General features: G+C 44.9%; 6 protein-coding genes. 1 reads left to right on the top strand and 5 read right to left on the bottom strand.

Annotation, left to right across the window (positions count from 1 at the left end; all coding sequences use genetic code 11):
* Nucleotides 1-3: 3 nt before the first annotated feature.
* Nucleotides 4-3,111 (bottom strand): SusC/RagA family TonB-linked outer membrane protein, encoded by a 3,108-nt coding sequence (locus D7322_RS07920; protein ID WP_121122988.1) that lies wholly within the window; start codon nt 3,109-3,111, stop codon nt 4-6.
* 564 nt (nt 3,112-3,675) lie between these two features.
* Between D7322_RS07920 and D7322_RS07915 the strand changes: the two genes are divergently transcribed.
* A complete protein-coding gene (locus D7322_RS07915; protein WP_121123485.1) occupies nt 3,676-6,039 on the top strand; it encodes a glycoside hydrolase family 127 protein in 2,364 nt (787 codons plus the stop codon).
* A 5-nt stretch (nt 6,040-6,044) separates the two neighbouring features.
* Here D7322_RS07915 and D7322_RS07910 read toward each other — a convergent pair whose 3' ends face one another.
* From D7322_RS07910 to D7322_RS07895, 4 genes are all read right to left on the bottom strand, one after another.
* Nucleotides 6,045-8,546, bottom strand: coding sequence for a sugar-binding domain-containing protein (locus tag D7322_RS07910; RefSeq protein ID WP_121122986.1), 2,502 nt, complete (start codon nt 8,544-8,546; stop codon nt 6,045-6,047).
* Between the two features lie 33 nt (nt 8,547-8,579).
* Nucleotides 8,580-10,481: a family 43 glycosylhydrolase gene (locus D7322_RS07905; RefSeq protein ID WP_121122984.1), complete on the bottom strand. Its 1,902-nt coding sequence runs from the start codon at nt 10,479-10,481 to the stop codon at nt 8,580-8,582.
* A gap of 102 nt (nt 10,482-10,583) precedes the next feature.
* Nucleotides 10,584-12,299 (bottom strand): RagB/SusD family nutrient uptake outer membrane protein, encoded by a 1,716-nt coding sequence (locus tag D7322_RS07900; RefSeq protein ID WP_121122982.1) that lies wholly within the window; start codon nt 12,297-12,299, stop codon nt 10,584-10,586.
* A 15-nt stretch (nt 12,300-12,314) separates the two neighbouring features.
* On the bottom strand, nt 12,315-15,404 hold the full coding sequence (locus D7322_RS07895; protein WP_121122980.1) for a SusC/RagA family TonB-linked outer membrane protein: 3,090 nt from the start codon (nt 15,402-15,404) through the stop codon (nt 12,315-12,317).
* Nucleotides 15,405-15,658 lie beyond the last annotated feature (254 nt).

Raw genomic sequence — 15,658 nt, 5'->3', positions numbered from 1 at the left:
TGGTTAGAATGTAAATTGAATCCCCATAAAATACTCTCTTGAATTTGGGAAGCTCAGTCCCCATGGTGTTTGTCCATCGATACCACGGCTTAGATTGGAGCGTGTATCACCCGATCCCACCTCAGGATCATAGCCCGAGTACTTGGTAAAGGTCAGTAGGTTTTTTGCGCCGACATAAAACCGCAATCGGTCGATCTTCCAGCGTTCAAGTCTCGGACTTGAAAAACTGTAACCAATGTTGACGACTTTCAGCCGCAGATAAGAACCATCCTCCAAAAACCTGTTAGATGCCCTTAAATTTTGATTCGGGTCTCCGAGTACAGCACGAGGAATATTGGTATCTGTATTTTTTGGATAAACGGTCGTTTCACCGGATACCGGATTTTTGAAGACAAGTTCTTCTGCGCGGTATCGATCCAACGTTGAGGCAAAATTATTGTAGTAATGATACATTCCCTCGCCCCAGTAGCGGCTATTGTTGTAGATATCGTTTCCTTGGCTTCCCTGCCAGATCATCGACAGGTCAAAGGTACCAATGGCACTTTTGTAGTTGACATCCGCATTGAAACCGTAGCTAAAATCAGGTATTGGACTTCCCAGAAAGTCCTTATCCTGATCATTTAAGACCTTGTCTCCATTTCGGTCATTGAAGCGCACATCACCCAGTGCTGCATTTGGTGCAAAAGCTTTATCGGCATCCAATTGTGCCTGACTGGTATATAAACCGTCAGTGGTATAGCCCCAAAATTCCCCTATCGAACGGCCAACGGCGGTCCTGGTGACATTTTCTCCCCCAGGCGAAATACTTCCCCATAGAATTTCATTATTGTTACCCAGGCTCAGGACGCGGTTTTTCACAAAAGAAATATTGGCACCGATATGATAGCCAAAATTACCGATCTGATCTTTGTAGGATGCCAGGATATCCCAGCCCCGGTTTCGTATGCTGCCGGCATTCAGCACGGGGAAGTTGTTGACGTAGCCCGCAGTGAACGAAATGGGTACATTGATCAGCATGTCCTCCGTCTTCTTATTATAGTAATCGACCGTCAAAGCCAATTTGTGATCAAAGAGCTCGAGATCGAGACCAAGGTCAGTTGAATACTGACTTTCCCATTTTACATTCGGGTTTGAAGGCGTCTGTGGCAGCGCTCCCGTCACCATCACATTGTTCAGGTAATACCAGACATGGTCGAAACTAACCGTCCGTTGATATTGATATTGCGCAATATCCGAATTACCCAGGAGCCCATAGCTACCACGGAGCTTCAATTCGCTGATAGCGGGAAATGCTTTCAGAAAGGATTCCTGACTGATCCGCCATCCTGCCGATACCGAAGGAAAATTTCCATAGCGGTATTGATTACTGAAGTTGGCCGATCCATCGCGCCGCATGTTAAAGGTCAGGAGGTAACGATTGTCATAATTATAGTTAACACGTCCCAGCATGGAGTACATGGCCGACTGCCCCACACCTGAGCCCACCAGGCGGGAACTTGCCAAGGAAGCCGAATTGAGTATCAAAACATCTGGACTGGGCAAACCGCGGGCACCTGCGTTTACAGCATTGTATCGCGATTCTTCCGAGGTGATCCCTGCCAAAGCCGAAATCGCATGTTTACCAAAATTATTTTCGTAAGTCAGCGTATTTTCAAATAGCCAACGATTATTCTGACTGCTGGAAATATTGAGTTCATCCGGGCTATGGTTCTGATATTGACCAACGGAGTAGTTACCGATATAGCCTTCATTCCGTACACGGCTAAGATCTACGCCCATATTAAACTTATAAATCAGTCCTTTGATGATCTCATAGGTAGCCCAAGCATTGCCGTTTACCGAAAAATTATCATTGACATTTTTATTAAGATAAGCATTTGCCAAAGCACTTTGTACATCTGTTCCATTCCCTGCTCCTGCAAATCCGGTGCTACTGTTGGCATCATATAACGGTAATGTGGAGGACCACTTTTGCGCATCGATGATATTTTTGTCACTCCAGTTGCGGCGGGTATAGCCTAAGGAAAGTGTTTCGCCTATCTTAAGTTTTCCTTTGGTAAAATCAGAGATGAATTGGGCTCCATAATACTTATTCTTGTCCTGAATAATAATGGATTTATCTGTTGCATAAATACCGCTCAGCCGAAAATTGGCATTTTGAGAACCACCGGAGACCGAGAGATTATGCCTTTGATAATTTCCCGTCTGTAACAGTTCATCCATCATATTATACCCTTGCCCGATGGCTGACGGTTTAGACAGAGCGTCCAAATAGTCTTTACGCGAAGGATCTTTATTATACATTTCCTCATTAATCAATTCGGCCAGTTGCTGTCCGTTCAGCAGGGGGACATTGTGGGAAATATTTTTGATGCCGGCGAAAGCATTGTAATCGAGCTTTACATCCCCCGCTTTACCCCGTTTTGTGGTGACCAAAATAACGCCATTGGCTCCACGGGCACCATAGATGGCGCTGGATGCAGCATCTTTCAACACCTGAATGCTGGCAATATTATTTTCATCCGGCATAGCGCCGCCGATCATCCCATCAACCACATAGAGCGGATCCGTGCCGTTAATGGATCCAACACCACGGATGCGGACGGCGCCATTGGTTACCTGCACCCCGGGTACAGCACTCTGAAGCGTGGCAATTGTTCCGCCGGGAACTTTGACAAGATCTTTGGTGTCCACCACGGCAATAGAAGAGGTCAGATCCACCTTCTTCTGCTTACCATAGCCCACCACCACAACCTCATCTACTGCGATTTCCGAAGAGACAAGCGGGATACTGATTTCTGAAGAGTTGCCGATTACATATTCGACATGATTATACCCTACGTTGGATACAATAATGGTTTCGCCCGGATTGAGCTTGAGTACAAATTCGCCTTTATCGTTGGTTGATGTACTTAGGGCTTTATCCTTTACTTTGATCGATGCCCCGATAATCGGTTTTCCCTGATCACTTACAATCTTTCCATGAACGACTTTTTCTTGGGCAGACAGCCGTCCAATGGACATTAACATGGAAGCCATTAACAACCACTTCACTTTCCTGTTCCTTTCTTTAGGAAAACAAAAGAAAGAAGACACATAATTTCTGTTCATAATCTTATCTGAGATAAATGTCTTTTTGCCCCTAGAGGCGCGTACTTGGTTATTTATTTAAACGAATTGGTTATTACTAGCCTGCTGACTGTAGGCAAAAAAATACAAGTTGCATTGCTAAAGATTCATTATTTCCTTTCTCGGAGCATTCCTAGGAATGCGCTAGCCATTCGCCAATTGGTTATAAAGCAAAGCTATAGGTTTCAAAAAAATGACCTTGCAACAAATAATTAAAAGAAGGGTAAAAATGTATAAAACTAGTAAATAACAGATTAATCCCGGTTTCTTCAGACAAGTTCAGATCATTCTCGCAAATTCCGACTCGCAGGAGGTATAATCAATATAACATCAATAAGACTTACAGCCATATTCCTCTGATAAAATTGCTCCAAATTAAAGGATCAACAGGTTCCTTAATATAGCAACAAAATAAATGTTAAAAAAACATTTAAAAATCGTTTGGTAATTTATATCTTTGATTTAACGACACAATACTTCATATTTTCCAATAACCAACTTGTTGCATACTTTTACATGCAGCTGATTACATACCTTAAATTTGAAATGAAATTAAATAGTAGTCTTTCTCAAATAATCTTTGTATTCGCTTTCTGTTCTTCTTTATTTGCACAGACACCCAAACAGCTAAACTATTTCGATCTAAAGGATATTCGATTATTACCGTGTCCCTTTTATCATGCACAACAACTTGATTTGCAGTACTTATTGGCAATGGATCCTGATCGCCTACTTGCCCCGTTTTTAAGGGAAGCTGGCTTACCGGTCATTAAAGAATCTTACACGAACTGGGAAAACACTGGTTTGGACGGTCATATCGGTGGTCATTACCTATCTGCACTCTCCCACATGTACGCTTCAACTGACGATCCGCGGATCAAAGAACGACTTGATTATATGATTATAACCTTGCGGCGCTGTCAGCAAGCAAATGGAAATGGCTATATTGGCGGTGTGCCGGGAGGTAAACGCATCTGGGAAGAAATTCATATGGGTAATATCCATTCAAACACTTTTAGTCTAAATGGAAAGTGGGTTCCGCTTTATAATATTCATAAAACCTACGCTGGATTGCGTGATGTCTACTTGCTGACGGCTAATCAAACCGCTAAGACCATGCTTATCGAGATGACTGATTGGGCTGTGAGACTGGTCTCCCAACTATCTGACAATCAAATACAAGACATGTTACGCAGTGAACATGGTGGTCTCAATGAAACTTTTGCAGATGTCGCTGCAATTACTCAAAACCCCAAATACCTGGAGCTTGCGCGAAAATTTTCTCACCAATCCATCTTGGTCCCCTTAAAACAACATCAAGATAAATTAACGGGATTACATGCCAATACACAGATCCCAAAAGTTTTGGGCTTCGCACGAATTGCAGAACTCTCCAACGATATACAATGGGCCGAGGCAGTACGCTATTTCTGGGATAACGTTGTATTGCATAGATCCATTGCCATCGGAGGGAATAGTGTCAGTGAACACTTTAATCCTACAAACGATTTTTCGAAGATGGTTCATAGCATCGAGGGTCCCGAGACCTGTAACACCTACAATATGCTCAGGCTCACAAAAATGCTGTATCGTACAGATCAACAGGCCAAGTATATGGATTTTTATGAAAGGGCATTATATAATCACATTTTATCTACCCAACATCCCGAACACGGTGGACTGGTCTACTTTACGCAAATCCGTCCGGGACATTATCGCGTCTACTCACAACCACAGACGAGTATGTGGTGCTGCGTGGGGTCTGGAATGGAAAACCATGCCAAGTATGGTGAAATGATTTATGCACATACAAAGGATGACTTGTACGTCAATCTCTTTGTTCCCTCTCGACTAAATTGGAAAGAAAAGGGAATCGAGATCATTCAGAACAACAACTTTCCGGAGGATCCATATACCTCGCTGATAATTAATTCAAAAAATAAACATGAATTTACTCTTTATCTACGTAAACCTAAATGGCTGAAAACTAAGCCAACTATTTCAATAAACGAAAAATCTTATCCCATTACGGATTCCACGGAAACGCATATCAAAATAAAACGTACTTGGAAGCCCGGAGATCGTCTGCGTATGGAATTGCCAATGGAAATCCAGACTGAACAATTACCTGATCAGAGTAACTATTACAACATATCCTATGGGCCTGTTGTGCTCGCTGCACGTTCGGGAACAAGTGATCTCACAGGACTAAAGGCCGGCGATAGCCGGATGGGTCATATCGCATCCGGAAGACAGGTCCCATTGCGCGATATCCCTATCCTTGTCACTGATCCTAAAGCGATCCCGACACTTATTCATCCGATCCCTGGCAAACCATTGCATTTTACACTCACAGGACTTCGTCAAGGGAAAGACACACTAAACATGGAACTTGAACCTTTCTATGGACTTCATGATAGTAGATATATTCTATATTGGCCACAAACAACTGCCAGCCAACTTCAACTCCTGCAGGATAAAATTGAAAGGGATGAACGCGAAAGCCTTGCCCTCACTGCAATCACGGTGGACAAGGTGATTGCAGGTGAACAACAGCCGGAATCGGATCACTTCTTTCAGGAAGAAAATAGCAAGGCCGGAAGTACAGACGATACGCGTTGGCGTGAAACCACCGGCTGGTTCAGTTACCAGCTAAAAAATACAGACGCTAGTGCACTATACCTGAAATTTATGACAGATACTGCGCTGCGGAGTACCGAAATCATCGTCAATGGAACCCTTGTTGAAACCCTAAAGAGCACCGATAGCAGTGCTATTATTACAACCTCGCGCATAAAGCTTCCCAAAGGAAGTACCGCTATGTCGACAATAGAGGTAAAAATCAAGGGGACATCAAGGTCCCCCAGTCATAAAATTTTAGAAATACGAACACTCCGCTCGGATGAATAAGCCCATCAGTTAACGTTATAGGATACCGTGGCGGCTTTCAGCCAAGGGGAGCTCAACCGAATGGTAATCTGGTCACCCGCTTTGCCCGTTGATTGTACATAAACGATCATTTTGCCTTGATGGACCCGCTGTTTATTATCCGTATAATCGCCCATATCAGCATTATTTCCGGCCTCCATACCCAATAAACGCGCATTCCCGGCAATATCGCAGGTAATTTCATCTTCCGAAAGAACCACGGGAATGCCCTTATCATCGACAAGCTGCACCATCAGCTGCAGCAGCCCACCTGCTTTGATCAACGGATCCCCAACAAGCACCGCCTGAATGGATGCCGGCCGCTGGCTCGATTGAATCGCATGGCGAACAACTTCTTTGCCATTGCCGTCCAGCCCGATCACTTCCAGTTTACCAGTGGCATAAGGGACATCCCAAAAGATAATCCCTGTTTTCTCATCGTATTTTTTCTCATCACCCACGGTCTGTCCATTCAGTGTTAGCTGGGCTGCAGCACTATTGGTATAGCAGACTACCCGGATAAGCTGCCCGTCCTGATAATTCCAGATCGGCCAGGCATCCATGGAGGGTCTTTCATTCTTTTGTTGTTCCTGCTGGGCTTCCAAAGCGGACCACACATCTGTCGTACCAGTTGCCCCGGCCAATGGATAGGTTCCCAAATAAGCCATGGGTTTTTCTGCCCACAAAGACTGGCGAAAATATCCCCTGGGTTTGATAAAGCCAGCAAAATCAAGTAAGCCCGAATAAAAACCACGCGAAGGCCAACGGCCCGATTCGCCCAGATAGTCGATCCCTGTCCACAGGAACTGTCCAAATATATGCGCATTGTCGCGTACAGCCAGCCATGCCGAAAGATCATGCCGATTTTCACTGCCATAGATGACACGCTTCGGGTAACGCTGGTGATCTTCCTGATATCGGCTCTCCGTATAATTGTAACCCGCAATATCAAGTGCTCCGGGGTAGGCCGTTTCATTAGACATCGCTACCCCCGCCAGGCCTGCTGTTACCGCCCGACTGCGATCGTATTTTTTTACCACAGCAACCAGACGTTTGGCAATATCCCCCAAACGCATGGCGTCCGGTGCATCTTTCTTATAACCGCCATAAGAGGCCTGGGTAAAGCCACCTTCTTTTTTCTCGCCATTCAAAATCGGATGGGAATAGGGATCATTGGGATAATCCACTTCATTGCCTATGCTCCAGGCAAATATCGACAGGTGATTCCGGTCCCTTTGGACCATATCGGCCAAATCCCGCTCCCCCCACTCTTCAAAAAAATCGTAAGCGCCCTCAAAACCGGGTACCCCTGCATTCCAGCCCTGCAGCCACTTTCGCTTCGGAAATTCCCACTCATCAAATGCTTCATCCATGACCAACAGGCCCAGCTCATCACATAAATTATAAAGTGAGGTTGCCTGTGGATTATGGCTCGTACGCACGGCGTTAACACCAAGCGATTTCAGTGTGAGCAGGCGCCGCCGCCACACCTCAGGGTACACCTCGGCACCGAGTACACCGGCATCGTGATGCAAACAGACACCTTTTACTTTCATCCATTGCTTGTTTAAGGCAAAGCCTTTATCCGGATCAAAGGTAAAAGTCCTAAAGCCTGTCTTTACTTCGGACTGATCGATCTGCTTGCCATTTTGCCATACTGTTGTCCGCAAGGTGTATTGTATGGGCTGCGCTAAGTTCCACAGCTTTGGATTTGATGCTGTCAATTTCAGATCCAGGCGTGCTTTATCGGTAGCAGCGATCGTAAGCTGCCCGGATTTTTTCTCAACAAGCCTACCTTCGGCATCGATGAGCTCCTGCTGCACGGTAACAGCGCTACGCTGGGACGAACTGTTGACCACCGTAGTTTCGGTATTGAGCACGCCTTTCCTGCCCTTGATTTCCGGATAGGCATATACTCCCCATTGATCCAGATGCACCTGATCGGCCTTGACGAGCCAAACATCGCGGTAGATTCCGGATCCTGTGTACCAGCGCGAATCCGCGCTTTTGCTATGGTCGACTTTGACCGCAATGGTATTTTCCTTCCCAAATTCAATGTACGGGCTGATATCATAGGAAAATGATACATAGCCATTGGGGCGCTTGCCGACAGATTTGCCGTTGACAAAAACTTCACTGCGGTTGTAAACACCCTCAAAATAAAGAAAGATCTTCTTTCCTTGGTCTTCAGCAGGTATGGCCAGTTGTTTTCGGTACCAGCCTATCCCCCCGGGTAAATATCCCGTGGCGCTGGCGAGATTTGGACTCAAGGGGTACTTTACGCCCCAGTCATGGGGTAGCCTAACCGATTTCCAGGCCTGCTCGTTTAGTGCTGTTGCGCTTTGCCCTGCTCCTGCGGTTTCTAACTGGAACTGCCAGTCTACATTGATACGCTGCGCGACACCAAAACCCGGCTGGGCGTAAACGGAGCTCAGCCCGGTTAAAACTGACGCCGCAAGGATCGCTATATTTTTAATTATTATGCTCATGTTATGTAGTCGTTTAGGTTGATCTGATTGCTATTAATGGGTTGGAATTACAGGTACGATCTGGCCATTCGCATCGAAATAAAGCCGATCCATGCATACTTCCCGATGGAAACCTGCTGCATCCCCCATCCTGATCCCATTTGGATAATTAAACCGATGATAGACAATATACCATTCGTCGGTTCCGGGAACCTGCAAGATCGAGTTATGACCAGTACCATAGATTCCTTTCGCCGGATCTTTTTGCAAGATCAGATTGTTCTCAGGCACCTGGATTGGCCCATAGGGAGAGGTTGATGTCCCATAGCGAACCCGGTAATTCTCGCTGCGGGTATCATCTTCTGACCAAAGAAAATAGTATATTCCATTGCGAAAGATCACATATACCCCTTCACGAAATGTTTTGTCGGGTGTCAATACCTTTATTGTATTCTTTTTGATGGAGACCATATCTTTATTTAGTTCGGCAACGGCAAGGTAGCCATTCCCCCAATACAAATAGCTTTTACCCGACTTGGGATCATTGAACACCGCGGGATCGATCTCCTGACCCCCGGTTACCCCCGGAGGTTTGAAGTCGATCAAGGGCCTACCCGAATCCTTGAAGGGCCCCGTTGGCTGATCCGCTACGGCGACACCGATTTTCTGCGCCGCCGTAAAATAGTAGTAATATTTATAGTCGCCTTTAACTTTTTTCTCGGTGATCGTTGGCGCCCATGCATGACTCGGTCCCCAGGGAACCTCTTTTTTAAGGTCCAGGATGACACCCTCATCCTTCCAATGGATCAGATCGGCGGAAGAAAAAGTCTTAAAATAAAAGCCACCCCAGCCATCAAAGCCATCGCTTGTGGGATAGATATAATATCGTTTGGTCTTGTTAGCATACAAGATGTCGGGGTCTGCATAGTAACCGTCCAGAATAGGGTTCTTTTTGAACGCAAATGGTATATCCTTGGGTTTGCCCCACTTTGCCGTCAACCGGATCAGCTCCTCTCTGGAAAGCGGTATGATGGTTCCGTGACGGGGATGAAAATCCATATCAATCTCTTGGTCGATCACTTTAAAACGATCGAGATCATCGGAAATACAGAATTGGTATTTTCCTTTACCATACACATCATACATCAGGATATATTGGTCCGACTGGTTTCGCTTGAAAACACTTGATCCCTCCACGGCATCCTTTGTTTGCTGCTTATAACCAGGCTGTTCGATCCATTTTCCCGAAGTCAGGGAGTCCGTCATGGCAAGTTTGATCCCATTGCCGTGCCCTTCCGTTTTGTAGAAAAGATAAAAGAGTCCGTTCTTTTCGATAATATCGCCATCAATACAGGATTTGCCATTTTTAGGCATGAAGAGCACTTTTGGCTCTGTTTCAAAATCGGTAAAATCTTTATTCGCGTAGGCGTAATAAATGATATCCGGACCATTCCCATGTTGCATGGACCAATAGACCATATATTTTCCTGCTGCCGCATCAAAAATGGTCTGTGGCGCCCATACGCGCTTCAGATCTTCCTGCCCAGTAAATCGCTGCTGGAAATCGATGGCCCGATGGGACCAGTGCAGCAGATCCTGCGATTTTAGCAGGACCATACCGCGATTGGAATCCCAGCCTTTGGCGGAGGTCATATCGGTCAGTACCATATAGAAAGTCTTTCCATCTTCAGCCCGAAGGATGTGCGGATCCCGGACACCTCCGGTTTTACTGATGGTCTTCGAATCCAGTACCGGACGGTTACCGTTCAGCGCACGGTACGTATAACCATCGGTGCTAATGGCAAAACAGACCGCTTCATCGGCCACCGCATTACCCTTAAAATAAGCAAATAAATAACCGGCAAAATCCTTTTCGGTAGGCCCATGGCGATAGGCCTGCGCGTATGCCGATGCCGCAATATTTATCAATAAAAATGCTATAACCGTAAATCGCATGTATAAAATAATTTAGTAAAAGGTTGCTTGATCTGACAACAATGCGCTGGTTCCGAAAGAGGTCCCAGCGCATCGCGTATGTCTTTTTTTGATTGATTAACATTAATAACCTGGATTTTGTTCCAGTTGTCCGTTCGAGGACAAAATATCTGCCCGCGGTATCGGAAGCCAATAATGTTTTTCTTCAAAACGGCGGCCCGATAATGCCTCTTTTCGCGTATAGGTAAGCCCATTGCTTCCTTTTGTTACCGTCATTCCGGCAGCTGGCGCATTCTCTGTTATGTTGGCGATTTTCCATCTCCTTACGTCATAAAAACGGTGTTCCTCGAAGGCCAGCTCTATCCGGCGTTCGTAACGCAACAGTTTTCTAAATTCATCTTTCGATTTTCCAACGGGGATTTCAGGCATCTCGACAGAAGGTCTTGTCCGAACTAAATTTAAGGCCTGTCTAGCGGTAAGAGTACTGCCTTGGGGTAGTACATCCGGGCCGTAGGCCTCATTGGCCGCCTCTGCAAAATTTAGTAGAATTTCGGCATAACGAAAATAATTCCAGGGTTGAAATCCTGCATTTCCCCATGGGTTTTCCAGCGGATATGCATCATTCATAAACTTGCGTAGATAATAACCGGTTTTGGATGTATTCCAATTATCCCTTCCCTCCCTGCTATCCTGTCCACCTGGAGTAAATGTTTCAACAGCGCGTCCTCTGTACATCGAACCATTGTGTAGAATTGTTGCATCAAAGCGTGGATCACGATTGATATAGGGGTTATTGGGATCGTATCCTGAAGCTGTATTTACAGTTCCATCCTCATTAAATGGGGCTTGACCATTTTTCATCTGATAAGCATCCACCAGATTTTGGTAAGGCGTGTTTCCTCCCCAACCACCATAGCCGTTTGGTCCATTGGCAATCTCCAAATGCACATGATTGGCATTTTTGGTATAATAACGGGCGAAAATAGTTTCCGGGTTCCGGTCAACCAAAAATAGCGATTGGTACCCCGCTGTATAGAGGCTGAATTTATTTAGCGAAATCAGGTCTTGTGCTGCCTGGGCCGCTGCGGCCCAGCTTCCCACGTTATACAGTGGGCTCGCTGCATACAGCAGTAATCTTGATTTTAATGCCATGGCAGCGGCTTTCGTTGCCCGGCCTTTCACCCAGATCTGGTCACTATTATCCTGGGGCAGCTTTTCAATCGCTTCGTCCAGCTCTTTTATCACATAATCCATTCCTTCCTGCATAGACTTCCGCTCGAAAAGGCTTACCGTGTTTAAATTATCTTTCAGGCCATACACGGTATCGCCCATCAGGACGACGCGACCAAAGTTCCGGATGAGATCGTGATACCGAAATGCCCTGATAAACTGTAGTTCACCTTCGAGATGCCGTTTGTGTGAAGAGCTTATCTGAATAGTAGACAGCACTTTTTTTGCATAATTACACTCACGGATACTACGGTAACTACGTGCCCAAAGTGATCCAGCGGCACCTAAATTTTCAGGAGACAACTGCCCCCGAATAATTAGCCAGGTGTTATCATCATTGGTATACATGGACTCATCAGATAGTGAGGACCAAAGCGCATATTCAAAACCGCGTCCAAATCCAGGATTCGTCCCATCCGCTTCATTTGATATAATCTTTTCACCGATGTACCTGTTGATAATAAAAGCTTCCAAGACAGCTGTATCTGCCTCAATTGCTTCTGTCGATATCCGATCAGTCGCCGTTACATCCAATAGATTTTTGTTACAGGCCGAAAATACGGTCAATCCCAAGGCCAAAGGCACTATATATTTAGTTATAAATTTCATCGCTGAGGTTCCTCCTTAAAATTTCAAATTTGCACCTATATTAATAATACGTTGTTGCGGATAGAATTGACCGCTACCGCTATTCCCTTCCGGATCATAGTCCTTCACTTTTGTGATGGTCAAGAGATTAAATCCGTTGACATAAAATCGAAGCCCGCCCAATTTCAGCCTCGATAAGACCTCAGTAGGCAAAGTATATCCTATCTCGACATTTTTTAAACGCAAAAAGGACGCATTATTCAACCAAAAGGTGTTATTATATAAGCCACCGCTCACGGCTGAAGAGGCGCGTTCAGAAACTTTCGGATAGATTCCATTCGGGTTATTGACTTCGTTAAAACGATTGTCGGCCCAGGTACTGTAAAAGTTTCCTACAGTTCCTGACTCTGGAAGCACGTGCTGACTTACTTTAGCCTGCCCAGCAAAAAGAATAGATATATCCATATTTTTGTAAGCCGCATTCAAATTGAAACCATAGGTAATCTGGGGAATATTGCCATATTTTGTCCGGATCATATCATCTGCGGTAACCTTACCATCTTGGTTATAATCCTGATAAATCAGATCCCCGACCTGTGCTCCGGGCGCCTGTGGCGACACGCTGAGATCTGCTTCGCTTCGGTTTAGTCCAATCGCATTATAGAGCAGATAGGTTCCCAATGGTCTTCCCGTCTGACGTTGGTAGTCCAACGTGCCGCTGGCCTCATCAATAAAGATAATTTTACTTTTGGCAAAGGTAAAATTTCCGGATACTCCCCAGCTAAAATCGCCTGGCCTTTGATACGATAAGGTTCCTTCAAATCCTTCGCTATTCACCTTACCAATATTCTCCGAAGGAACAAGCGGTTTGGAACTATTCTCTTTGTATGGATTGACAATACCTGAGGTTGCTGGTATCGACGCATTCCTTTCTGTCAGAATATCCGATCTCTTTTGTTTGAAATAAATGGCCTCTATCGTAAAATTCTTAAGAAATTGCGCATTCAATCCGATATCCAGCTTCTTGGACACCTCCCAGGTTATATCAGGATTGGCTAATTTCGCCAATTTGACATTGGGTTCGATCTGGCTTTTTTCATTTAGCAGCGCGACCAGACCATTTCCTACCAGGGTATAGTTATCGTAGAACTGGAATCCATCCACATTATCGTTACCAAGGGTACCATAAGAGGCGCGAAGTTTCAGGTCATCTAAAAATCCGATCTTGTCGGCAAACCACTCTTCTTTGCTGATTCGCCATCCAGCGGATACCGAAGGGAAATAGCCCCAGCGCTTGCCTGCGGGGAAAATCGAAGAACCATCTGCCCTGAGCTGCCCTTCAAACAAGTACTTCTCGTTATAATTGTAAGCTAATCTACTTATGATACTTTGCCGTGTATAATTTGAGCTATAACCTGAATTGAGGTAATCTGTCGCAGCGGAACCACCCTGTGATAATTCAGGCAACTGGTTGGAAAGATAATTAAAACGCTGCGCGTCAAAATATTCCAAATGCCTTTTACTTTGCTCATATCCTACAAAAGCATTGATTGCGTGGGCACCAAAGCTACGTTCAAAATTCAGCTTTATATTGCTTGTAATCAAGGATTCATTGGTATGTGATTCGGTCAATGTAGCCTTATTGTTATTTCCGCCGACAATAGATTCTTCGTAAGTGTTTTTTGCCGGGTCATACGCATTTAACACATAGGGCACACTGAAGTTTTTGCTAAAATTTGCGGATTTGTCAACCGAAAGAAAACCATCTACGGATAGGCCCTGTACCCAAGGAAGCTGATAGCTCGCTTTGAGTATGCCATTGAACACCTGTTTGGGATTATCTACCGTCCCACCGATATCCGTGACCATTAAGGCGGGGTTGGATCCCTCAATGCCACGCGTCGGTAAGCCATTTGGATAATATGCGCTTACTGTAGGATAAGCTCTATATATGGAACGAAAAATATCTCCGGCAGATGCGATGGGGAATTTACGGTCTTCCTGTCTTCCCGAAAGAGAGAGTCCGACCTTAAAACGATCGGTTACATTGGCTTCGAGATTTGTTCTGAAATTATACTGCTTATATTTTGTGACCCCATTTTTGTATAAACCATCCTGATAGACCGACCCCAAAGACATAAAATATCGCATATCTTCGGTCCCGCCTGCGACAGACAGATTGTGCTGACTTTGTATTGCAGCTTTTTTCAAGGTGACATCTGCCCAATCAGTATTGGGGTATAACAGTGGATCAGATCCGTCTCTAAATTTTTGAATCTGTTCTGCTGAATAAATCTGATTCATTCCTCCGGAAGAACTATTTCCATAAGCAATTTCGTTCCTTAAAATGGCATAAGTTGCGGCATCAGCCATTTTAGGCAACCGTGTCGGCGAACTGACACCGAGATTTCCGCTATAGGTGATTGAAGGTTTGCCACTTTTTCCACGTTTGGTCGTGACTAAAATAACCCCATTTGCTGCCCTGTTACCATAAATTGCCGCTGAAGCATCTTTCAGAACCGAAATACTTTCAATATCGTTTGGATCCAGACGCTCCAGGCCACCTATTTGTCCGGGTACACCATCTACGACAACCAATACATCATTACTTCCTGTAGTTGCCTGTCCACGTACCGTAATGGATGAACCGTCATAACCGGGCTCACCGCTCCGGTTGTTGATTACCACGCCAGAAAAACGTCCGGCGAGCGAATTGGATAAATTAGGCTGTGGACTTTTCACGATATCTTTGCCCTTCACTTCAGATATGGAACCCGTCAACGTCGCTTTTCTTTGCGTGCCATAACCCACCACCACGACATCCTCCAGCACACGGTCATCTTTTTCAAGCCGAATGGTCAGATTTGTAGTTTCGTTCAAGGGGAGTCTATAGGTTTTGTAGCCGATGAAAGAGACAACAAGTACCCCTTTAGCGGCATTCAGTTCAAATTTCCCCGATTTGTCTGTTGAAATCCCCTTACCTCCGCCTTCTATCGTTACAGTTGCACCTACGATAGGCTCATTGGCCTGATTCAAGACCTGTCCCGAAATTTTCCCCTGGGCGTATAACAATGTTGGCGCAACGCTCAACACCGTATACAAAGAAACAATTTTTAGGTTGTTCATAAATTTCTATACGAATTAAACAGTAAATAATACAATCTTGCCAGAATAGACAGTGAAGATGATAAGCGATGGTTTACATAGGTTACATCAGATGCATTGCTACTTCCTGCAAGATTTATAATTGATTATATCGTCAAACTTAGGGGATTTTAAAGCATTAGACCATATACAAATCCGTCAAATACCATATAGTTTTCGGTCAAAAAGCAGCTTTTCAATAAAAATTGGCCTGTTTTTCATCTCGCTCCCTCATC

The sequence above is a fragment of the Sphingobacterium puteale genome, assembly GCF_003627955.1.
In the GTDB taxonomy this organism is placed as follows: Bacteria; Bacteroidota; Bacteroidia; order Sphingobacteriales; family Sphingobacteriaceae; genus Sphingobacterium; species Sphingobacterium puteale.
This window is presented reverse-complemented; position numbering and strand designations above follow the sequence as displayed.

Excerpts from the sequence above, each read along its gene's own strand:
- D7322_RS07920 (WP_121122988.1), bottom strand. The coding sequence starts at position 3,111 with ATGAACAGAAATTATGTGTCTTCTTTCTTTTGTTTTCCTAAAGAAAGG.
- D7322_RS07915 (WP_121123485.1), top strand. The coding sequence starts at position 3,676 with ATGAAATTAAATAGTAGTCTTTCTCAAATAATCTTTGTATTCGCTTTC.
- D7322_RS07910 (WP_121122986.1), bottom strand. The coding sequence starts at position 8,546 with ATGAGCATAATAATTAAAAATATAGCGATCCTTGCGGCGTCAGTTTTA.
- D7322_RS07905 (WP_121122984.1), bottom strand. The coding sequence starts at position 10,481 with ATGCGATTTACGGTTATAGCATTTTTATTGATAAATATTGCGGCATCG.
- D7322_RS07900 (WP_121122982.1), bottom strand. The coding sequence starts at position 12,299 with ATGAAATTTATAACTAAATATATAGTGCCTTTGGCCTTGGGATTGACC.
- D7322_RS07895 (WP_121122980.1), bottom strand. The coding sequence starts at position 15,404 with ATGAACAACCTAAAAATTGTTTCTTTGTATACGGTGTTGAGCGTTGCG.